This window comes from Rhodococcus sp. Eu-32 (assembly GCF_003336925.1).
Lineage (GTDB): Bacteria > Actinomycetota > Actinomycetes > Mycobacteriales > Mycobacteriaceae > Rhodococcoides > Rhodococcoides kyotonensis_B.
This window is the reverse complement of record NZ_QGNK01000021.1, coordinates 13,587-34,428: the sequence shown is the minus strand read 5'-3', so window position 1 is coordinate 34,428 and position 20,842 is coordinate 13,587. Positions and strand designations below refer to the sequence as shown.

Sequence of the window (20,842 nt, the reverse complement as noted above, 5' to 3'; positions counted from 1 at the left end):
GATTACTGCGTGTTCTCTTTGTAGATAGTGGTGATGGCTCCGTTGTCACCGAAGAGCTCGGCGTCGACGGTCTCCCAACCACCGAGATCGTCGATCGTGCGCAGCGTCGCGGGCGTGAAGAACTTGTCCGTGAACTCGGCGGCGATCTCCGGGTTCGTCGGCCGGAACCCTTCCTCGGCCCAGATGCGCTGTCCCTCGTCGGTGTAGACGAAATCGTTCAACGCGTTCGCCCTGTCGAGTTGCGCGCTCGTGTTGACGACGGCGACGGGGTTGTCGATGCGGAAGGTGTCGGCGACGTCGACATGCTCGACCGGCTGTCCCTGCTCCTCGATGAGCAACGCTTCGTTCTCGTAGCTGATCAGCACATCACCCTGTCCCTGCAGGAACGCCTCGGTCGCCGCGCGTCCCGACTCGGGCTGCACGGGGAAGTGGCCGGAGACCAGCTGCTGCACGTAGTCCAGGCCGGCCTGCTTGTCCTGGCCGCCGTTGCTCTTGGCCGCGTAGGGAGCCAACAGGTTCCACTTGGCCGAGCCGGAGCTGAGCGGGCTGGGGCTGATGACCTGGACGTCCGGCTTCAGCAGATCGTCCCACGTCTGAATGTTCTTCGGATTGCCCTCGCGCACAACGAGAGTCACCACCGAACCGAAGGGAACGCCGCCGTATGCGTTCTGGTTCCAGTCCTCGTCGACCTTTCCTGCCTTGACCAGACGGGTCACATCCGGCTCGACGGAGAAGTTGACGATGTCGGCGGGCGCGCCGTCGGCAACCTTGCGTGACTGATTGCCCGACGCGCCGTAGTCGGCATTGATCGACGTACCGTCGCCGTCCTCGGTGGCCGCGAACGCGGGAGCGATGGCGTCCCATCCGTTCTTCGGCACCGCGTAGCCGACCAGCGTCAGAGCAGGACCGCTCGACGTGTCGGTCGAGCCGCCGACCGTGTCACTCGATCCACCCCCGCACGCAGCGAGAAAGAGGGTTCCGACGGCTGCGAACGTGGTGAGCAGGTAACGAGAGCTGTGCCTCATCGAGTAGGGCCTTTCATCGAGTGTTGCCTCGGATGGATCCACGGAAGGTCGTACGGAAGTCGTGCCGGAGGACGGTCCGTGGGCTGCGCCGTCGACAACCCCGAGAGGGCGACGAACGAGCCGAACCGTCCGCGAGACGTGCACCGACGCAGGCGCACCCTCTACATGGATGCGCGATGTACCGCCGGAGAACAGTTCGCGTCTAGGACGTGATTCGACAACAGTCGATATCTGCGACATCGAGCTTGCCGACCGCGATCAACGCCAACTCATGGCGGACCCGGTACTCGGCAGCGGCAGACACGGACAGAAATCTAGCAGAGGACTTCGTCGGACCGAAAATCCGACTCCGCGCCCCGCATCGCGTCGGTCTACCGGGTCAGCAGCCACGCCAGTACGACGAGTACCAGCAACGCGATCAGCGCGAGAGTGACTCTCGACTTCGGCATCAGTGACCTTCCCTCGACGGTGAATCGTCCGTTGCGACAGCGACGTCGCGGTCGGACCGGGCATCGCGTCCGAGCGCACGCAGAACCTCTGCCAGCACGCGGTCGAACAACCGCGCCACCCCGAACGCGATCGGCACGAGAACCAGAAGCACGACGATCGACTGGGCAACGAACGGGAGTCCGGTGACCCACAGCTCGATTCCGTCCCACCATGTGGCTAACGCGTGCACCTGTGTCACTGTAGTAGCCGCCACGCCGACGACCCGCATCGGTGGACGACGCGCACTCCTGCGTCGATGATTGGCGTATGACGGCATACGAGGACAAGTCGATCAACGTACCCGTACGCGACGACATGATTCCGCTACCGGGCGCACCCGACACGGACGGCCACGATGGCCAGGGCGCCCTGGCCAGCACGGAAGCCCCGATATCGACTCCGATCTCCTACCGCAGCGCGTTTCCCCCCATCGACGACTACGCGTTCCTCTCCGACTGCGAGACCACATGCCTGATCGCGCGCAACGGGTCGGTCGAGTGGATGTGTGTGCCGCGTCCCGACTCCCCCAGCGTCTTCGGCGCGATCCTCGACCGAAGCGCAGGCCACTTCCGCGTCGGCCCCTACGGACAGTCGGTTCCCGCCGCGCGTCGCTACCTGCCCGGCGGCCTGATCGTGGAGACGACATGGCAGACCGAAACCGGGTGGATCATCGTGCGCGACGCATTGGTGATGGGGCCCTGGCACAACACCGATCAGCGTTCCCGTACGCACAAGCGCGCCCCCAGCGACTGGGACGCCGAACACATACTGCTTCGCACGGTCAAATGCGTCAGCGGGACCGTCGAACTCGAGATGAGCTGTGAGCCCGCGTTCGACTATCACCGAGCACCCGCCCGCTGGGAGTACACCGGCAAGGTCTACGAAGAAGCGACCGCCACGTGCGAAGCCAGTTCGATCGGTGACCAGCCGACGCTCAAGCTGACCACCAACCTGCGCATCGGCATCGAAGGTCGCGAGGCTCGCGCCCGTACGCGAATGACCGAGGGCGACAACGTGTTCGTCGCGCTCTCGTGGTCCGACCTCCCGGCACCCAAGACGTTCGACGAGGCCGCCGAGAAGATGTGGCGCACGTCCGAATGCTGGCGTCAGTGGATCACCATCGGACGTTTCCCCGATCATCCGTGGCGCGGATACCTTCAGCGCAGCGCATTGGCCCTCAAGGGCCTGACGTACGCGCCGACGGGCGCCCTACTGGCCGCGTCGACCACGTCTCTACCGGAAACCCCACGGGGCGAACGAAATTGGGACTATCGCTACGCCTGGGTGCGCGACTCGACGTTCGCGTTGTGGGGCCTGTACACACTCGGACTCGACCGTGAGGCCAACGACTTCTTCTCGTTCATGTCGGACGTCTCGGTCTCCGACGACGGCAGCGCCAATCCCCTGCAGGTCATGTACGGAATCGGTGGTGAGAAGACGCTGGAGGAGAGCGAACTGAACCACCTCTCCGGCTACGACGGTGCGAAGCCCGTCCGCATCGGCAACGGCGCGTACAACCAGGAGCAGCACGACATCTGGGGCACCATGCTCGATTCGGTGTACCTGCACGTGCGTTCACGGGAGCACGTTCCGGAGTCGCTGTGGCCGCTGCTCAAGCGTCAGGTCGAAGAGGCCATCGCCAATTGGAGAAAGCCCGACCGCGGCATCTGGGAGGTGCGCGGCGAGCCGCAGCACTTCACGTCGTCGAAAGTGATGTGCTGGGTCGCGCTCGACCGCGGCGCCAAGCTGGCGTCGATCCACGGCGAGGACGAGTACGCGGACGAGTGGAACAAGATCGCCGACGAGATCCGCGAGGACGTGCTCGCGAACGGCGTCGACGAGCGTGGCGTACTCACCCAGCGGTACGGCCACGACTCTCTCGACGCGTCGTTGTTGCTCGTGCCGCTGCTGCGGTTCCTGCCCGCCGACGACGAACGCGTCCGCGCAACGGTTCTCGCGATCGCCGACGAGCTGACCGTCGACGGACTCGTTCTCCGATACAAGGTCGACACCACGGACGACGGCCTCGAGGGCGAGGAAGGCACCTTCACCATCTGCTCCTTCTGGCTGGTGTCGGCGCTCGTCGAGATCGGTGAACTGCAGCGGGCCAAGCACCTGTGCGAGCGCCTGCTCGGATACGCGAGTCCGCTCAAGCTGTACGCGGAGGAGATCGACGCGCGCACAGGTCGGCACCTCGGCAACTTCCCGCAGGCGTTCACGCACCTCGCACTGATCAACGCCGTCGTGCACGTCATCCGTGCGGAGGAAGCACAGGCGGCCGGGCACTTCCAGCCTGCGCACACCAGCTGACCCTTTCGTGCGTGCGAATGTGCAGCGGGCTGCACATTCGCACGCACGGCCCGCGTCAGCGGCCCAACTGCCTCGCCCATGTCGCCATCAGCTCGGCCGTCGGAAGCGACTGCACGCGAGCATGTCCCGTACCGGCCCACATCGACAGCGCCGACGGATCGTGTGCGGCCGCGGCCTTCGCGCGCATCGGCCCGGTCAGGTAGTGCACGTCGGGGTACGCCAGCGGTGCGTCGGCGGAGTTCTCGCGCATGAAGTCGTTCTCGAGACCCCGTGCAGGGCGCCCCGAGAAAGCCCGCGTGACAGCAGTGTTCGCGATGCGGGTGAGCTGCTCACGGTGCACCGGCCTCGTGCCGGCTTCCGGGGTGTCGAGCAAGGCGGTCCCGAGCTGAGCTGCGTGCGCTGCACCCGAATCCAACAGCGGCGCAACGTCGTTGCCGTCCATGAGGCCGCCTGCTGCGATGCGCGGCAGGCCCGAGACCGCGGCCACCGCGCCCAGAACCTCGGCCAGCGGAGCCTCCGGCGCAGAACCGTCGAACGTACCGCGATGACCCCCGGCCTCCGGCCCCTGCACGATCAGCGCGTCGACCCCGTTCGCAGTGGCCACCGACGCGTCCTCGGCGCGCGCGACCGTCGCCCACACCTCGGTTCCGACGGCGTGCATACGTGCGACCTCGTCGGCGGTGAACGTGCCGAAGGTGCTCGACACGACGGGCACCGGGTTGGCGATCACCCACTCGAACTTCTCTGGGTAGAAGTCGTCGCGACGCGGCAGCGCTCCTGGTTCGACGTCGTACTTCTCGAACCAGGGCTGCAGCCGAGCTGCGTAGGCGTCGACGTCGGCGCCCGTCGCGTCTTCGGGCATGAACAGATTGACACCGAACGGTACCGACCCGAGCGTGCCACGCACCCAATTCACTTGCTCGGCAAGCTTTTCGGGCGTCAGCAGCGCACCGGCGATCATGCCGAGGCCACCTGCGCTCGACACTGCTGCCGCCAGCTCGGGCGTCGACGGACCTCCCGCCATGGGTGCTCCGACGATGGGAATCCTCAGTTCGCTCAGTATCCGTGTCGTCATACTGTGCGAACTTACTCCCGGCGGCTGCGCCACCCGTGCGTGCATAGTTGGAGCGGGCGCCAACTTTTCGCGCACGGGCGCCGCAGGCGCACTATTTCTTGGGCTTGTCCGCCGACGACTCCGACGACAGCGCTGCGACGAAGGCCTCCTGCGGCACGTCGACGCGACCGATGGTCTTCATGCGCTTCTTGCCTTCCTTCTGCTTCTCGAGCAGCTTGCGCTTACGGCTGATGTCACCGCCGTAACACTTCGCGAGGACGTCCTTGCGGATGGCGCGGATGTTCTCGCGGGCGATGATGCGCGAGCCGATGGCAGCCTGGATCGGCACCTCGAACTGCTGGCGCGGGATCAGTTCCTTCAACTTGGTCGTCATCTTGTTGCCGTAGGCCGCAGCCGCGTCCTTGTGCACGATCGCGGAGAACGCGTCGACGGCTTCGCCCTGCAGCAGGATGTCGACCTTGACCAGCGCCGCGCTCTGCTCGCCGACCTCCTCGTAGTCGAGGCTGGCGTATCCGCGGGTCCGCGACTTCAGGATGTCGAAGAAGTCGAAGATGATCTCGGCCATCGGAATGGTGTACCGCAGCTCGACGCGGGTCTCCGACAGGTAGTCCATGCCGCCCAGCTCACCGCGTCGTCCCTGGCACAGCTCCATGATCGAGCCGATGAACTCGCTCGGCGAGATGATGGTGCATCGCACCATCGGCTCGAACACGTCGCGTGTCTTTCCCTCGGGCCAGTACGACGGGTTGGTGACGGTGTGCTCGGTGCCGTCCTCCATCTCGACGCGGTAGACCACGTTCGGTGACGTCGAGATCAGGTCGAGGCCGAATTCGCGTTCGAGACGTTCGCGGGTGATCTCCATGTGCAGCAGGCCGAGGAAGCCACAGCGGAAGCCGAACCCGAGCGCAACCGACGTCTCCGGCTCGTAGGTGAGCGCCGCATCGTTGAGCTGCAGCTTCTCGAGCGCGTCGCGCAGATCGGGGTAGTCGGAGCCGTCGACCGGGTAGAGGCCGGAGTACACCATCGGGCGCGGCTCGCGGTATCCCGTCAGCGGATCGGTGGCGCCCTTGCGGAACGTCGTGACCGTGTCACCGACCTTGGACTGGCGCACGTCCTTCACACCGGTGATGAGGTAGCCGACCTCGCCGACGCCGAGACCCGTCGACGCCTTCGGTTCGGGCGACACGATGCCGACCTCGAGAAGCTCGTGGGTCGCACCCGTCGACATCATGGTGATCTTCTCGCGCGGCTTGAGCTCGCCGTCGACGACACGAACGTAGGTGACGACGCCGCGGTAGGTGTCGTAGACCGAGTCGAAGATCATCGCGCGGGCCGGGCCGTCGGGGTCGCCGACGGGTGCAGGCATCTGTTTGACGACCTCGTCGAGCAGTTCCGTGACGCCGACGCCGGTCTTGCCGGACACACGCAGCACCTCGTCCGGCTCGCAGCCGATGATGTGCGCGATCTCGCCCGCGTAGCGATCCGGGTCGGCGGCAGGGAGGTCGATCTTGTTGAGGACCGGGATGATCGTCAGGTCCTTCTCGAGCGCCAGATAGAGATTCGCCAGAGTCTGCGCCTCGATGCCCTGCGCCGCATCGACGAGCAGCACGGCACCTTCACAGGCCTCGAGTGCACGCGACACCTCGTACGTGAAGTCGACGTGACCGGGTGTGTCGATGAGGTGCAGCACGAATTCTTCGCCGTCGACCGTCCACGGCAGCCGGACGTTCTGCGCCTTGATCGTGATGCCGCGCTCGCGTTCGATGTCCATGCGGTCGAGGTACTGCGCCCGCATCGAGCGATCGTCGATGACACCGGTGAGCTGCAGCATCCGGTCGGCCAGCGTCGACTTTCCGTGGTCGATGTGGGCGATGATGCAGAAGTTCCTGATCCTGGTGGGATCGGTGAACGTCGTGTCGGCGAAGCTGGGCACTCGTATCCTTTGCTGGCGTTTGCAGGAGCAACTGCTCCATGCTCCCACACGAGGGTCGTTCCGCAGGCTTCACTCCCGCCCGTCCCACACCGGCGTCGTTCCACCGGTTCCGCGTCGCGCCGCAGCCGATTCACCGCCTGACTACACTCGGCTCCCATGGCTGGCAACTGGAGCAGACTCGGCAAGGAACTCGGCAAGATCGCACTCCGCGAGGGCCCCAGGCTCTTTCGCCAGCTGCAGAACTCCGGTGCCCTCCAGAAGGGCAAGGACGCAATCGCCTCCAGGACCACGCCCGCCCCGAGCGCTCCCGCCGGGCGGCCGGTGTCGTCGAACGCCGTTCCCACGGCACACCGGGCACGACGCGTCGAATACTCCCCCGACCTCGACGGCAAAGCCGACCCCGGCGAGATCGTGTGGACGTGGGTCACCTACGAGGAGGACGCGAGCCAGGGCAAGGACCGTCCCGTCCTCGTCGTCGGCCGCGACGGCAGCACCCTTCTCGGACTGATGTTGTCCAGCCAGCAGAAGCACGACGGTGACCGAGACTGGGTCGCGATCGGCTCCGGATCATGGGATGCCGAAGGACGGCCGAGCTGGATCCGACTCGACCGTGTCCTGGACGTCCCGGAGACCGGAATCCGCCGCGAGGGTGCCGTTCTCGCGAAGGGCAAGTTCGACGCCGTCGCGGCGCGCTTGCGTTCGGAGTACAGCTGGTCCTGAGTGCCGCTCCGCGACCCGTGCGCGCAAAGTTGGCCTCTGGTGCAACTATCCGCGCACGGGCGGCGCAGCCGCACCGAACACCCCGCGGTAGACGAGCGCGCCCAATGCTCCACCGACGAGCGGGAAGACGACGAACAGCCAGACCTGTCCCATCGCGCCGGGCTGCCACGGGGCGACGGCCAGGCTTCGGGCCGGATTGACCGACGTGTTGTCGATCGGAATCGACACCAGATGGATGACCGCCAGCGTGAAGCCGATCGACACGCCGGCGAGCGGGACGTCGGAGATCTGATCGGTCGAGGCCAACACGACGAAGACGAGCAACGCCGTCAGGAGCACCTCGACGACGATTGCTGCGGTGATCCCGTACCCGTTCTCCAGGATCCCGCCCAACGGACCTTCGATCGCCGACGGGCTGTGCGGTCCCCAGCCGTTGGCGCCGAGGCCGTCGACGCTGCGGTCGTACGAGGGAAGACTGTTCGCGATCGCGAACAACACCGCGCCGGCTATCAAGCCGCCGACTACCTGGGCAACCATGAACAGCGCCGTCTGAACGATCGTCAGACGGCCGACGAGCAACTGCCCGAACGTCACGGCCGGATTGACGTGACATCCGGAGATCGGGCCGATCGCGTAGACCAGGAACAACAGGGTCAGGCCGAAGGCGAGCGCGACGCCCAGATTACCCACCTTGTCGCCGGCGAAGACCGCGGTACCGACTGCGGCGAACACGAGCACGAACGTGCCTATCGCTTCGACGATGTACTTCTTGGTATCGGAGATGACCTCGGGTTCCACGTACTCCTGTGCCGTCGACATAGCCCACCTCTGCTCGATCGAAAAGTCGAAAAGAGAAACCTGCCGAGCAGTAGGTTACGCCAGTCGTGTGATCTCTACCACGACATCGAGGTCGGTGGAACCACCACCCGAATAGATACCTTTCAGGGGCGGAACGTCCGCGTAGTCGCGTCCGAGACCCACCGACACATGCTGTTCGCTGACGGGAATGGCGTTGGTCGGGTCGTAGCCCCACCAGGCGCCGGTCCATGCCTCGATCCACGCGTGGCTCTGGCCCTCGACCGACGCACCGACGACTGCTTCCTTCTTCGGGTGCAGGTAGCCGGAGCAGTAGCGACTCGGGATACCGACGCTACGCAGCAGCAGAAGCGTCAGATGCGCGTAGTCCTGGCAGACGCCCTTCTTCTCCGACCACGCCTCGACAGCCGACGTGTGCACGCCCGTCGTGCCGGGGACGTACGACATCTCCTCGTGTACCCATTCGGCAATTGCGACGACCGATTCCTGCGGCGGTAGGCCCTTCGTCAGCTTCTTCGCGATCGACGCGAGTTGCCGATTCTGCGGCACGTAGACCGTGAAGCCGAGGACTTCGTCGAAGCGGTCGACGACTGCTTCGCTCGCCAGGTACTCCCACGACGCCGTCTCCTCGGGCGGCGTGAAGGGGTCGGTCTCCACGACGGACGACCCCGTCACCTCGAGTTCGGTGTGCGGTGCGTGCAGGTCGAACGCGGTCACCGCGGTTCCCCAGTAGTCGGTGTACCGGAACGACCGAGTGACCGGATTGGTCTCGACCCGGTTCAGAATGACGTTCTGTCGGTGGTCGCTTCGTGGTGTCAGACGCGCCTCGTTGTACGACGACGTCACCGGCGCGTCGTACTTGTAGCCCGTGGTGTGCACGACGCGCATACGCCAACTCACAGTTCACCTTCCAGTTGATCTTCGTAGCTCCCCTTGCCGGCGTCGGTCCACGCGACCCACGGCGCGGCGTGAAAGTACTGCTTGGAGATGGCGTCGCCGAGTTCGCGGCACGTCTCCTGCAGCGCGATCAGCCGGTCCTGCAGATCGTCCAACAACGCACCGGGGCGCAGGAACTCCAGTTCGCTTCGGGCTCGACCCAGCAACCGCTGGGCTTCCGCACGAGCGCCGACGCGGCTGTTCGGCTGATGATCGAGCTGATCGAGCGACCGCTCCGCCTCACTGAGCGCATAGAACACCGATCGCGGAAAAAGCCTGTCCAACAACATGAATTCGAGCACGCGTTGCGCGTCGAGCGCCCCTCGGTACGTCCGAAGGTAGGTGTCGTGCGCACCTGCCGCGCGCAGCACCGTCACCCACGCGGGCGACGACGGCCTGTCCCCCGCTCGTGAGAGCAGCAGCCGCACGACCATGTCGACGCGTTCGACGGAACGGCCGAGGATGAGGAAGCGGTAGCCGTCGTCGTGACTGAGAGTCGAGTCGGCGAGACCGGCGAACATCGCCGCCCTCTCCTCGATGTAGCTGAAGAACTCGTGCGGACCGGTGCGTTTCGACGCGCGGATCCGATCGCTCAGCCCGTTGTAGGTCGTGTTGAGGCATTCCCACATCTCGGTGGACGTGACTTCCCTTGCGCCGCGGGCGTTTTCGCGCGCACTGGACAGCGAGTCGACGATGGACCCGCCGCCTGTCCGGCTGAACGCGACGAGCTCGGTGAGCGACCACACGTCGAACGACTCGTCGGGCTCGTATCGAAAACCCAGCACGCGCAACAGAACTCGCGAGATGTGGTCCGGGTCGACGGTCGCGTCCTCGAGCAGCTGGTGCACCGTGACGTCGAGAATGCGGGCAGTGTCGTCCGCCCGCTCGACGTATCGCCCGATCCAGTAGAGCGATTCCGCGTTCCGAGCGAGCATCTAGCTGACACCACCGTTCGACTGCTGCTGCTGTTGCTGCTGTTGCTGTTGGTCCATCGTCAGTTCGGGGCCCTGCTCGACCGTCGGCGACTCGGGCGGTTCACTGACGATCTCCTCGCCCGCGAGCTCCTGCTCCTCCTGCGACGTTCGCGTCGCCAGCACCCAGGTGTCCTTGCTGCCGCCACCCTGACTGGAATTGACCACCAGGGACCCCTCCGGGAGCGCGACGCGCGTCAGACCACCGGGCAGCACCCAGACGTCGTCCCCGTCGTTGACCGCGAACGGGCGAAGATCGACGTGACGCGGCACGAGCCGGTCGCCGATCTTGGTGGGAACCGTCGACAGCTGGACGACGGGCTGAGCGATCCACCCGCGCGGATCGGCACGGATCTTCTTGCTGATGGTCGCCAGTTCCTTGGGCGACGCGTCGGGACCGAAGACGATGCCGTAGCCGCCGGAACCTTCGACAGGCTTGATGACGAGTTCGTCGACGCGATCGAGCACTTCCTCGCATTCGTCGTCGAGCCAGCAACGAAACGTGTCGACGTTCGCGAGCAACGGTTTCTCGCCCAGGTAGTAGTCGATGATCGTCGGTACGTACGTGTAGACGAGTTTGTCGTCGCCCACACCGTTTCCGACGGCGCTGGAGATGACGACGTTGCCGGCACGCGCGGCGTTGACGAGCCCAGCGACGCCGAGAACCGAGTCGGGCCGGAACTGCATCGGGTCGAGATAATCGTCGTCGATGCGTCGATAGATGACGTCGACCTGACGCTCACCCTCGGTGGTCCGCATGTAGACGACGTTGTCGCGGCAGAACAGGTCTCGCCCCTCGACCAGTTCGACGCCCATCAGACGAGCGAGCAGCGAATGTTCGAAGTAGGCCGAGTTCGCGACTCCCGGGGTCAGAACGACGACGGTGGGGTCGGCCTCGTTCAGTGCGGCGGACGCACGCAGGGCGCGAAGGAGGTGCGACGCGTAATCCCCCACCGCGCGGACTCGATGCGTCGCGAACAGATCGGGGAACACGCGCGCCATCGTGCGGCGGTTCTCCATGACGTAGGACACGCCGGACGGCGAGCGCAGGTTGTCCTCGAGGACGCGGAAGGTGCCCTGGGCGTCGCGCACGATGTCGATGCCGGCGACGTGGATACGGACACCGTTCGGCGGGACGATGCCGATCGCTTCGCGGTGAAAGTGCTCACACGAGGTGACGAGGCGCTTCGGGACGACGCCGTCGCGCAGAATCTCCTGGTCTCCGTAGATGTCGGCGAGGAACATCTCCAACGCCTTGACGCGCTGCTTGAGGCCACGTTCGAGTCGAGACCACTCACCCGCCGCAATGACGCGCGGCACCTGGTCGAGCGGAAACGGCCGCTCCTGACCGGACAGCGAGAACGTGATGCCCTGGTCGATGAAAGCGCGGCCCAACGCATCGGACCGCGCGTCCAGGTCGGCCGAGCTCGACGGTTCGAGTGCAGTGTGAATTCCTTTGTAGGGCGTTCGGGTCTTTCCTTCGCCGTCGAACATCTCGTCGAACGCCGAGCCGTACTTCCCGTTGTCGAGGTAACCGTCGAACACCCCGTCGATGACGGGATTCGCACGTGCCGCGGATTTGGACTTCGTCTTGGCCTTGGCCTCTGGGGCTGCGGCGCCTCCGGATCGCGGACTCATTGTCGACATGTTGCTACAGAGACTGGCGTCGAGCGCGCTGGACACGTTAAATTCTCGAAACACGGCCCGTCCCGCACGGCCCGGCGCGACGCCGCGTCGACGGATTGGGTTCTGCGACGCCCAGCTGGTATTCTCGATCTTCGGCGCTGGGCTGCAATGGCTCCGCAGCAGACTTCGGGCATTCCAGCATGGATCGCCCTGACCGGAATACCGACGAAGACAGAAGGATTTTACGCGTGGCCAACATCAAGTCCCAGAAGAAGCGCATTCTCACCAACGAGCGCAACCGCCTGCGCAACCAGTCGGTGAAGTCCTCGCTGCGGACGATCATTCGCTCCTTCCGCACCGCTGAGGCTGCAGGCGACAAGGCAACGGCGTCCGCCATCGCCGTCACCGCAGGTCGTCAGCTGGACAAGGCAGCCAGCAAGGGCGTCATCCACAAGAACCAGGCAGCCAACAAGAAGTCGGCTCTGGCTCTGGCTGTCAACAAGCTCTGATTCAGACCTTCTCGCAGAGAACCTCGCAAGAACCCGCTCGGATCACCGAGCGGGTTCTTTGCTGTTCGCTCCGCTTCGGCCGGTCAACTACCGAGGCCGGCCACGACGGCCACCGCGTGCTCGACGGCGTAATCCGCGTCGGCTGCTTGGCCTTTGACGTCGGCGTTCAACTGCGCGACGATCTGCAACGCCTCCCCGATCGACTGCCCGTTCCAGCTGCGCGCCTGGGCCTGTGCCTTCTTGATCTTCCACGGCGGCATGCCGAGTTCACTCGCCATGCGGAACGGGTCCCCGCGGCCCGCCGACCCGACCAGCGCGATGGTCCGCACCGCGTCGGCGAGCGCGTCGGCAAGCAGGACGTGGGGCACACCCCGGTGCATGGCCCACCGCAGCGCCTCCAGCGCGCCTGCACCATCCCCTGCGACGGCCTTCTCGGCGACGTCGAAACCGGAGACTTCGGCTTTGCCCGAGTAGTAGCGACGTACCGCGGCCACGTCGACCTTGCCTGCGGTGTCGGCGACCAGCTGCGAGCACGCCGCCGCTAGTTCACGCAGTTCGGAACCGACGGATTCGACGACGGCCTCGACGACGTCGCCGCTGACCCTGACACCCGCAGCGGTGAATTCTCGTTTGACGAAGTCGGGGCGGTCGCCGGGCTTCAGCTTGGAGCAGTCGTGCGTGACGGCACCGGCCTTCTGCAGCGCACCGGCCATCGCCTTCGCGCGGCCACCGCCGGAATGCATGACGACGAGGACGGCCCCGGCAGGCGGATCCGCGGCCGCGTCGAGCACGAGGGCGACAGCGTCCTTGCCCGCCTCGGCTGCCGCCTCCAGCACGACGACGCGGTCCTCCGCGAACAGAGACGGGCTGAGCAGCTCGGCGAGCTCGGGGGCGGTGGCATCGCCTGCACGCAGCTTGGTGACCGGCACCTCGTCACCCTCGGGTGCCCCGGCGCGCACATCGGCGACGATCGACGCGACCGCCCGATCCATGAGCAATTCCTCGTCGCCGAGTACGAGGTGCAGAGGAGAAACCGAGGCTGTCGCAGTCACAGCACAGATCGTGCCATGCCGGTCCGACGCTCTCCGAATGCGCCGACGTCAGAAGAGTGCCGTTGCCACCCACACGAGTGTCGCCGCCGCACAGAGCACTCCGCACACCCATCGGATGGGCCGACATCGCAATGCCACGAGGACGACAAGCGTGCCGCCGAGAACGAGCCCTGCACCGGCGATTCCGTCCGGAACGACGAGCGCACCCCCGGGAGCCGACGCGGCCCAGTGCGCGACGGCGATCAACCACCACAGCGGCGCGGACGCCAGTTCGAGGACGAGTGCGGCGAGCCCGATCGAGACCGGTGCGATCGTTGCCGCGGTCGCACCGACGACGGTGATCGGCGCGACGACCGGCGCGACCACGATGTTGGCCAGTACACCGACCACCGAGAACGTGCCCGCCATCGCCGCGACGACCGGGGCCGTGACGGCGTGAGCTGCCGCCGCCACCGCGACGATCTCGGCACCGGCCCTCCCCCACCCGTGACGACGCAGCCAGTCCACCCAGACCGGCGCGAGCACGACGAGACCGGCGGTCGCGAGCACCGACAGCGCGAATCCGAAGTCGACGGCGAGTTCCGGCCACCACGCGAGCAACACCAGCACTGCGGCGCACAACGCGGGGACCGCCTGACGACGGCGCCCCGTCACGAGCGCGAGCAGTCCTATCCCGCCCATCACGGCCGCGCGCAACACGCTCGGCGACGGACGCGCGACCACGACGAAACCCAGCAACACGACGGCACACACCATCACCGTCGGGCGTGGACCGATTCCGATCCCCCGCGTCAACAACAGCACGGCACCCAGGACGATCGAAAAGTTGGCTCCCGAGACGGCGTTCAGATGTGTCAGACCTGCTGCCTTGAAATCGCTTTCGACGTCGTCGGGCAGTGCCGAGACGTCTCCGACGACGAGACCGGGCAGCAGCCCGGCCTGATCGTCGGGCAGCGCTGCCCCGGCGGCCGACGTCAGATCACGCCGTATCGAATCCGCTGCGACGCCGATCGGACCTGGATCGCCCACCAGCAGCGGCGGTCCCTGCGTTCGAACGACCGCGAGCGTCAGGTCGGCGCGGTCCGGCAGTGCGAGCCGACCACGCAGCGTCACCGATTGGCCTGGCACCACGTGCTCCCACCCGTCGGCGGGCGCGACGACGAGAATTCGACCGCCGTGACGAACGGGAACGCCTCCGATGTCGATCTGCTCGAGTTCCGCTCGCACCGACACCGTTGCAGGACCGGGGTAGCGCAACCGACGGGGATCCTCACGAACCACGACCGCCGCGCTGACCCACGCCTTGTCCGCCGCTGCCGACGTGACAGGGCTCGACTCGACCGCCGACGAGTGCAGTGCCGTCGCGCCCGAGTAGCAGGCGCCCGCTACCGCGAACGCGATCAGCCCGACGCCCCACCCCACTCCTCTGGTCGAAACACACAGCAGCGCAGCAATACTCATGCAGACGACGGCGAGAACCACGGCGACGGCCGATCCGAACAGCACCCCGGCGACGGTCGCGGTCCACGCCGCGGCCGCGGCGGGTACCAACCGAATATCGAACGGCCGGATGGCCGGTTCGTTCACACCGAGACCTGAGTGCGCAGCTTCTCCAGTCGGACCGGGCCGATGCCGTCGACCTCCGACAGTTGGTCGACGGAAGTGAAGCGACCGTTCACCTCCCGCCACGCGACGATGTTGGCGGCCGTGACAGGACCGACGCCCGGCAGCGCGTCGAGCTCGGCCACCGACGCGTCGTTCAGATTCACCGGACCGCCGCCGGCAGGGCCGGCTTCCGCCGTCGAACTACTCTGCGTACCAGCCTGACTCGTCGTTCCGCTGACGATCGGACGCCCCTCGGGCGGCAGCGCGCCGACCACGATCTGATCGCCGTCGGCGACTTTCGCCGCGAGATTGAGCGCGACGACGTCGCCGCCGTCGCGGGCTCCACCCGCCGCGGCGAGGGCATCGGCGACGCGGGATCCGACCGGGAGATGAACCAGTCCGGCGTTGACGACGAGCCCGACGACGCTGACGACGATGTCGACCGGCGGTTCGGGAACTCCGGACGCAGCACCATCGGACGCAGCACCGCCGGACGCAGCATTACCGGACGCCGAAGCGCCCTCCGAAACAGGCTGCACGACAGGGAGAGCCGGAACCGGGGCTACGGCGGGCGCGTCACGAAGCCAGCCGTACGCCGCCACGAGGACGACGACCAAGCCCACCCCCGCCAACGCGAACATTCCCTTGCGTCCCGGGTCCACGCGCGCGCCGCGCCACCGTTCGGGTAGATACGCCGACAGGGCTGTGTCGCGACGATCGTCGGCGAGCAACCAGTTCGGTTGTCCGGTGCGATCGTCGTCGTGTTCGCCCGTCGATCGTGGCGGTGCAGATCCGGCGCGCGACACCGTACGGTTCTCGAGACTTGCCATGGGCCGACGCTAACCCGGCGACGATTCCGGCCTGGCTCGTCTGCGCTGGTGAGAAATTGCCCTGTGGACAGACCGGACGGCTGTGGACGATCAGGCGTCGGGGCAGACCGCGACGCCGACCGCTCCCGGCCCGACGTGCGCACCGAGCACCGCTCCGAACGGTGTGACGTCGACGCGGTCGACCTGCGAAACACGTTCTGCCAGTTGCGATGCGAGCGTCTCGGCGCGTTCCGGGCACTGCATGTGATGCACCGTCAGCGCGACGCCGTGCTCGCCCGCGACCGACGCGACCGCGTTCACGAGTTTTCCGAGCGCCTTCGTGGACGTGCGCGCCTTCTCCGCGAGGACGAGCCGCCCCTCGCTCAGATGGAGGACGGGTTTCATCGCGAGCGCCGTCCCGAGCAACGCTGCGGCTGCGCCGATCCGGCCCCCGCGGCGCAGATGGTCGAGTTTGTCCACGACGATGAACGAGCGCACGCGCGCCGACACCGACACCGCTGCGTCGTAGACGGCGTCGAGGTTCCCGCCTGCCGCAGCCGTCGACGACGCCGCCAGCGCGGCGTACCCGACGCCCATTCCCGCCGCCCCGGAGTCGACGACGCGTATGCCGTCTCCCAGTTCGGCGGCAGCCCGCCGGGCCGCCTCCCACGTGCTGGAGAGCCCGCGCGAGATGTGCACGGCGACGACGCCGTCGCCCCCACTGCGGTCGAGCGCGTCACCGTAGATCCGTCGCAGTTCGTCGGGCGACGCGCCGGCCGTCGTCACGGGGCCGTCGGCGGCGAAGTCGTCGGGAATGGGGTCGATCCCCTCACGAAGATCGGCACCTCCCACGAACACGTGCAGCGGCGCGACTGCCATGCCTTCTCGCCGGGCTACGGCGTCGTCGATGCACGCCGAGGAATCGGTGACGACGACGACGCTCATGCCTGCTGCCCGTCCGCGCTGACGCGGGGACGCAGTTCCGCGAGCATCGCGTCGGCGACAGCGACGTGTGCGTCCCAGCCCCAGTGGATACCGTCGGGATTCGCGTTGTCGGACATGATGTTCGCGCGGACGGCCTCGGCGAGATCGACGAGCGGCACGCCGGTGTCCGAGCTCCAGCGCCGCAGTGCCCGCTCGGCTGCGGGCCGCCCGGTGTGCACGTTGCCGTACGCGTCGCTGCGATGCACCGAGGGCAAGGTGCCGACGACGGGCAGGTCGGGTCGGACGTACGCCAGAGCGGCACGGGACTTCTCGAGATATTCGACGCTGAGCTTGGGTGGCAACGCGACGGGCCATCCGAGCGGCGACAGCCGGGGCTGCGCCCACTGATATCCGTTCCGAACGAGGCGACGAAGAGCCGGCGGCCTGACGTAGCGAATCTGCTCGCGCAACGCCGTCGGCAACGGCGACGGCAGCGAATCCATCCCGCCGACGCCGAACACGACCGCGCCCGCTTTCGGGATCGCTGCCCACACGCGGGGGTCCTGTGTCAGTGCCCACCACACGTCTCGGCTGGTCCAGCCGATCCGGGCGACCAGTTCGACCGTCCAGCCCAGCTCCGACGCCACCAGATTGGGCCAGATCCTCGGGTCGTCGACCGGCAGGCCGCCCTTGGGGCCGTAGTAACTGAGCGAGTCCGCCAACACCAGCAGTACCGGCGGCGTCCCCTCGGCCACCGGTGGTGCCGAGTAGTCGTCAGAGGACGTCACTGGCCACCCGCGCCGACGCGTTCCACACGTCCAGACGCCATCCCAGGTCGGCGACGTCGCCGTGGCTGCTGAGCTGCACCCAACTGGTGTTCGACAGCCCGCCGAAGACCGGCCATCGGTCGACGGGAAGATCGAGCAACGCTGCGGTCAGTGCAGCGATCAGGCCGCCGTGCGCAACGAGGACGACCGGATGATCGGCGCCGGACGCACCCCATTCCGGCAGCGCCGCGACAAGTTCCTGTACCACCGGCACACTACGGCGAGCGACGTCGACACGGTTCTCCCCACCGGGCGGAGCCATCTGCGCGTCGGCGCGCCACCGGAGCCGCGCACCCGGCGCCACGGCGTCGACGTCGTGATGCGTCAACCCCTGCCATTCGCCCAGGTGCGTCTCACGCAGGCGTTCGTCCGAGGTGACGGCGAGGCCCGCCGCGTCGCCGAGAGCCGACGCGGTATCGAATGCGCGCTTCAGGTCCGACGAGACGATGCGGAGTGGCGAGCGCGCCGCCAACACGGCGGCCGCGTCCTTCGCCTGCGTGCGACCGAGTTCGGTCAGATCGGTGTCGAGCTGACCCTGCATACGATCGTTCGCGTTGTATTCCGTCTGACCGTGGCGCAGCAGGATCAACTGCCGCTTCGCAGCGATACTCACTGCTCCGATTCCGAGTCGGCGTCCCGGCGTTCGCCGAGGCCGGGAACCTCGACGGTCGGGCAGTCCTTCCACAGACGCTCGAGAGCATAGAAGTTGCGCTCGTCGTTGTGCTGGACGTGGATCACGACGTCGACGAAGTCGAGCAACGCCCACCGGCCCTCGCGAGTGCCTTCCTTGCGGACCGGCTTGTATCCCGCCTCGCGCAGTTTGTCCTCGACGTTCTCGACGATCGAGCTGACCTGGCGCTCGTTGGGAGCGGAGGCGATGACGAAGCAGTCCGTGATGACCAACTGCTCCGAGACGTCGAGAACGACGACGTCGGTCGCCAGTTTGTCGTCGGCCGCGAGCGCCGCGATTCGTGCGACGTTCACGGCCTCGTCAGTTGCAGTCACTTAGCTTCTCTCCCACTGGTTCGGGCTCGACTCCTCGGTCACGGAATCGGCCTGCTTGATCTTCTGCGGCACCGGCTCCGACATTGTGACGGAACCGTCGAGGCGTTGCTCGCCTCTGGGTCGATAGAGATTCCTCTTCGAGATGTACTGCACCACGCCGTCGGGCACGAGGTACCAGACCGGCCGATTCTCTGCCGCCCGCAACCGGCAATCCGTCGACGAAATGGCCAGCGCCGGAATTTCGATGAGCGTCAACGCATCGTCCGGAAGCGCCTGCAGGTGGTCCGCGAGGTGCTCGACTCCGAGCTCGAACCCAGGCCTCGACACACCGACGAACTTGGCCAGCTCGAACAATTCCTCCCAGTTCTGCCAGGTCAGGATACTCTCGAGCGCGTCCGCTCCCGTGATGAAGTACAGCTCGGCGGTCGGGTGCTGGGCTCGAAGGTCGCGCAGTGTGTCGACGGTGTACGTCAACTTCTCGCGGTCGACGTCGACCCGGCTCACCGAGAAACGTGGATTGGATGCGGTCGCGATGACCGTCATGAGATACCGGTCCTCGGCGGGGCTGACCGCCTTGCCTTCCTTCTGCCACGGTGTTCCGGTCGGGACGAAGATGACCTCGTCCAATCCGAAGCTGTTCGCGACCTCGCTGGCAGCGACGAGGTGACCGTGGTGAATGGGGTCGAACGTCCCGCCCATCACACCGAGTCTGCGGACCGCAGGACGGTGTGCAGACGAGTCGGTGGTCTGGGGTGGTCGGTGCACGATTGTCGAGCTTATCTGGCGAGTGTCGTCACACCGGCAGCAGACGTGCGACGAAGTCCGAGAGCTGGACCGCCGAACGACATTCGTACATGCCGATCACCTCGCCGTACACGTTCGCCGCGGAGTCACCGCTCCCCCATTGCCCCTTCGGTTCCGGGTTCAGCCAGTAGGCGTGCTTGGCGACGGACACCGTGCGCGCGAGCGCGTCGGTACCCGGGTCGCGGTAGTTGGTCCGGCCGTCTCCCAGCACCAGAACCGAGGAGCGCGACGTCACCGCCGACGCGTACCGATCGTCGAACGTTCGGAACGCATTCCCGTAGTCGGAGTGGCCGTCGTACGTGATCAGATTCGCTTCCCTGACGATGCGCGTCATCGCGGCGCCTAGGTCCGAGCCGGAGTCGAAGAACTGCGTCACCTCGTCGGTCGAATCGATGAACGCGAAGATTCGGACGCGTGAGAACTGTTCGCGCAGCGCATGAACCAGCAGCAGCGTGAAGTGGCTGAAACCAGCGACGGATCCCGACACGTCGCACAACACGACCAGCTCGGGACGCGCCCGGCGCGGCTTGCGTTGCACGAGGTCGATCGGGACGCCGCCCGTCGACATGGACTTGCGCAGCGTGCGTCGTAGATCGATCGCGCCTGCCCTGCTTCGACTGCGTCGCACGGCCAACCTGCTGGCCAGAAGGCGCGCGAGCGGAGCGACACTGCGTCGAAGCGCAACCATCTCGGTGTCCGACGCGCGAAGGAAGTCGACTTCCTCGGCCAGCTTGGGAACTCCGTAACTCGCGACGCGTTCGCGTCCCAACTGTTCGGCGGCGCGGCGGCGTGTTTCCTGGTCGACCATTCTGCGCAGATCTGCGAGTCGCTGCGCTGCGGTCCGCTTGGCCACCTCGTCCTGGTAACCGCCTGCCGACCGGGTGGACCCGTCGTCCGCCTGACCGAGCAATCCTTCGAGAATCCTGCTGAGCAGCGTGTCGGGTGCGACGTCGCGTAGCGCTTGATACGCCGAGAACGACGGACCGTTCGTGGACTTGTACTGACCGAGTTCTTCCACCATCTGAGCCGCGAGCAGTTCGGTGAGTTCGACGGCGTCCGGGCTGCCGTCGATCAGCAGCTCGGCGATCAGGTCGCGCAGTGCGGGGAAATCGACCTGCCCGTCCGGTGTGCGCGGCAGCGACGTGTCGATGTTTCCCGACTCCCGATGCCCCGACGCGGCGGGGAACCACAGGTCGAACAGCGCGTCGAACGTGGCCCGATGCGTCGGGCGACGCAGCAGCGAGCACGCGAGCCCCTCGCGCAGCGCCTCCCGGTCCATCAGGTCGAGGACCGACACGACCTTGCCCGCGTCGACGGTCTCCGACGGCCCGACGGCCACACCACGCCTGCGCAACGCCTCGACGAAGTCGACGAGATGACCGGGAAACCCGTGCGGGGAGTGCATG

The 20,842-nt window shown here is 66.6% G+C and carries 20 protein-coding genes; 3 read left to right on the top strand and 17 right to left on the bottom strand.

The window, feature by feature from the left end; genetic code table 11:
* Positions 1-2: 2 nt before the first annotated feature.
* Positions 3-1,025: a sulfate ABC transporter substrate-binding protein gene (locus tag DK926_RS21485; RefSeq protein WP_114332095.1), complete on the bottom strand. Its 1,023-nt coding sequence runs from the start codon at positions 1,023-1,025 to the stop codon at positions 3-5.
* 448 nt (positions 1,026-1,473) lie between these two features.
* Positions 1,474-1,704 carry a hypothetical protein gene (locus DK926_RS21480; RefSeq protein WP_207890882.1) on the bottom strand — a complete coding sequence of 77 codons (231 nt, stop codon included), beginning with the start codon at positions 1,702-1,704 and terminating at the stop codon, positions 1,474-1,476.
* A gap of 77 nt (positions 1,705-1,781) precedes the next feature.
* Here DK926_RS21480 and DK926_RS21475 point away from each other — a divergent pair, with 77 nt between their 5' ends.
* Positions 1,782-3,824, top strand: coding sequence for a glycoside hydrolase family 15 protein (locus tag DK926_RS21475; RefSeq protein WP_114332093.1), 2,043 nt, complete (start codon positions 1,782-1,784; stop codon positions 3,822-3,824).
* A 55-nt stretch (positions 3,825-3,879) separates the two neighbouring features.
* On the opposite strand, the gene DK926_RS21470 is transcribed toward DK926_RS21475, so the two are convergent.
* Positions 3,880-4,899 (bottom strand): nitronate monooxygenase, encoded by a 1,020-nt coding sequence (locus tag DK926_RS21470; protein WP_114332092.1) that lies wholly within the window; start codon positions 4,897-4,899, stop codon positions 3,880-3,882.
* A 91-nt stretch (positions 4,900-4,990) separates the two neighbouring features.
* Positions 4,991-6,838 carry a translation elongation factor 4 gene (gene lepA, locus DK926_RS21465; RefSeq protein ID WP_243636952.1) on the bottom strand — a complete coding sequence of 616 codons (1,848 nt, stop codon included), beginning with the start codon at positions 6,836-6,838 and terminating at the stop codon, positions 4,991-4,993.
* Positions 6,839-6,988: 150 nt separating this feature from the next.
* On the opposite strand from lepA, the gene DK926_RS21460 reads away from it, so the two are divergent.
* Complete coding sequence (locus tag DK926_RS21460) at positions 6,989-7,552, top strand: type II toxin-antitoxin system PemK/MazF family toxin (protein ID WP_068423691.1); 564 nt, start codon at positions 6,989-6,991, stop codon at positions 7,550-7,552.
* Between the two features lie 45 nt (positions 7,553-7,597).
* Here the strand turns inward: DK926_RS21460 and DK926_RS21455 are convergent, their stop codons facing one another.
* From DK926_RS21455 to DK926_RS21440, 4 genes are read right to left on the bottom strand one after another with little or no spacing between them, the layout of a single operon-like run.
* Positions 7,598-8,371, bottom strand: a complete 774-nt coding sequence (locus DK926_RS21455) for an aquaporin (protein ID WP_114332091.1) — start codon at positions 8,369-8,371, stop codon at positions 7,598-7,600.
* Between the two features lie 54 nt (positions 8,372-8,425).
* The gene (locus DK926_RS21450) at positions 8,426-9,256 is read right to left on the bottom strand and encodes a transglutaminase family protein (RefSeq protein ID WP_068423695.1); all 831 of its coding nucleotides are present in this window, start codon (positions 9,254-9,256) and stop codon (positions 8,426-8,428) included.
* A gap of 8 nt (positions 9,257-9,264) precedes the next feature.
* Positions 9,265-10,239 carry an alpha-E domain-containing protein gene (locus DK926_RS21445; RefSeq protein ID WP_068423697.1) on the bottom strand — a complete coding sequence of 325 codons (975 nt, stop codon included), beginning with the start codon at positions 10,237-10,239 and terminating at the stop codon, positions 9,265-9,267.
* Complete coding sequence (locus tag DK926_RS21440; RefSeq protein WP_240931447.1) at positions 10,240-11,769, bottom strand: circularly permuted type 2 ATP-grasp protein; 1,530 nt, start codon at positions 11,767-11,769, stop codon at positions 10,240-10,242.
* 380 nt (positions 11,770-12,149) lie between these two features.
* Here DK926_RS21440 and rpsT point away from each other — a divergent pair, with 380 nt between their 5' ends.
* Positions 12,150-12,410, top strand: a complete 261-nt coding sequence (rpsT, locus tag DK926_RS21435) for a 30S ribosomal protein S20 (RefSeq protein ID WP_068423699.1) — start codon at positions 12,150-12,152, stop codon at positions 12,408-12,410.
* An 83-nt stretch (positions 12,411-12,493) separates the two neighbouring features.
* Here rpsT and holA read toward each other — a convergent pair whose 3' ends face one another.
* The 9 genes from holA to DK926_RS21390 form a co-directional block, all read right to left on the bottom strand.
* Positions 12,494-13,462: a DNA polymerase III subunit delta gene (gene holA / locus DK926_RS21430; RefSeq protein ID WP_084423640.1), complete on the bottom strand. Its 969-nt coding sequence runs from the start codon at positions 13,460-13,462 to the stop codon at positions 12,494-12,496.
* A 48-nt stretch (positions 13,463-13,510) separates the two neighbouring features.
* Entirely contained in the window at positions 13,511-15,049 is a 1,539-nt protein-coding gene (locus tag DK926_RS21425; RefSeq protein WP_114332090.1) for a ComEC/Rec2 family competence protein, read from the bottom strand.
* Positions 15,046-15,897 (bottom strand): helix-hairpin-helix domain-containing protein, encoded by an 852-nt coding sequence (locus DK926_RS21420; protein ID WP_114332089.1) that lies wholly within the window; start codon positions 15,895-15,897, stop codon positions 15,046-15,048. The genes DK926_RS21425 and DK926_RS21420 overlap by 4 nt, the downstream gene beginning before the upstream one ends.
* A 90-nt stretch (positions 15,898-15,987) precedes the next feature.
* The gene (locus tag DK926_RS21415; protein ID WP_114332088.1) at positions 15,988-16,821 is read right to left on the bottom strand and encodes a DegV family protein; all 834 of its coding nucleotides are present in this window, start codon (positions 16,819-16,821) and stop codon (positions 15,988-15,990) included.
* Entirely contained in the window at positions 16,818-17,588 is a 771-nt protein-coding gene (octT, locus tag DK926_RS21410; RefSeq protein ID WP_243636946.1) for a diglucosylglycerate octanoyltransferase, read from the bottom strand. Before octT ends, DK926_RS21415 begins: the two co-directional genes overlap by 4 nt.
* A complete protein-coding gene (locus DK926_RS21405; protein ID WP_114332086.1) occupies positions 17,575-18,240 on the bottom strand; it encodes a histidine phosphatase family protein in 666 nt (221 codons plus the stop codon). Before DK926_RS21405 ends, octT begins: the two co-directional genes overlap by 14 nt.
* The gene (gene rsfS, locus DK926_RS21400; protein ID WP_114332085.1) at positions 18,237-18,632 is read right to left on the bottom strand and encodes a ribosome silencing factor; all 396 of its coding nucleotides are present in this window, start codon (positions 18,630-18,632) and stop codon (positions 18,237-18,239) included. Before rsfS ends, DK926_RS21405 begins: the two co-directional genes overlap by 4 nt.
* The gene (nadD, locus tag DK926_RS21395) at positions 18,633-19,397 is read right to left on the bottom strand and encodes a nicotinate-nucleotide adenylyltransferase (protein ID WP_279387098.1); all 765 of its coding nucleotides are present in this window, start codon (positions 19,395-19,397) and stop codon (positions 18,633-18,635) included. It abuts the gene before it with no gap.
* A 28-nt stretch (positions 19,398-19,425) separates the two neighbouring features.
* The gene (locus tag DK926_RS21390) at positions 19,426-20,841 is read right to left on the bottom strand and encodes a VWA domain-containing protein (RefSeq protein ID WP_114332084.1); all 1,416 of its coding nucleotides are present in this window, start codon (positions 20,839-20,841) and stop codon (positions 19,426-19,428) included.
* Position 20,842: the final 1 nt, after the last annotated feature.

What these genes read in the sequence shown, in the direction of transcription:
- DK926_RS21485 (WP_114332095.1), bottom strand. Translation starts at nt 1,025, where the DNA reads ATGAGGCACAGCTCTCGTTACCTGCTCACCACGTTCGCAGCCGTCGGA.
- DK926_RS21475 (WP_114332093.1), top strand. Translation starts at nt 1,782, where the DNA reads ATGACGGCATACGAGGACAAGTCGATCAACGTACCCGTACGCGACGAC.
- DK926_RS21470 (WP_114332092.1), bottom strand. Translation starts at nt 4,899, where the DNA reads ATGACGACACGGATACTGAGCGAACTGAGGATTCCCATCGTCGGAGCA.
- DK926_RS21460 (WP_068423691.1), top strand. Translation starts at nt 6,989, where the DNA reads ATGGCTGGCAACTGGAGCAGACTCGGCAAGGAACTCGGCAAGATCGCA.
- DK926_RS21455 (WP_114332091.1), bottom strand. Translation starts at nt 8,371, where the DNA reads ATGTCGACGGCACAGGAGTACGTGGAACCCGAGGTCATCTCCGATACC.
- DK926_RS21450 (WP_068423695.1), bottom strand. Translation starts at nt 9,256, where the DNA reads ATGCGCGTCGTGCACACCACGGGCTACAAGTACGACGCGCCGGTGACG.
- DK926_RS21445 (WP_068423697.1), bottom strand. Translation starts at nt 10,239, where the DNA reads ATGCTCGCTCGGAACGCGGAATCGCTCTACTGGATCGGGCGATACGTC.
- DK926_RS21440 (WP_240931447.1), bottom strand. Translation starts at nt 11,769, where the DNA reads ATGTTCGACGGCGAAGGAAAGACCCGAACGCCCTACAAAGGAATTCAC.
- DK926_RS21420 (WP_114332089.1), bottom strand. Translation starts at nt 15,897, where the DNA reads ATGGCAAGTCTCGAGAACCGTACGGTGTCGCGCGCCGGATCTGCACCG.
- DK926_RS21415 (WP_114332088.1), bottom strand. Translation starts at nt 16,821, where the DNA reads ATGAGCGTCGTCGTCGTCACCGATTCCTCGGCGTGCATCGACGACGCC.
- DK926_RS21390 (WP_114332084.1), bottom strand. Translation starts at nt 20,841, where the DNA reads ATGCACTCCCCGCACGGGTTTCCCGGTCATCTCGTCGACTTCGTCGAG.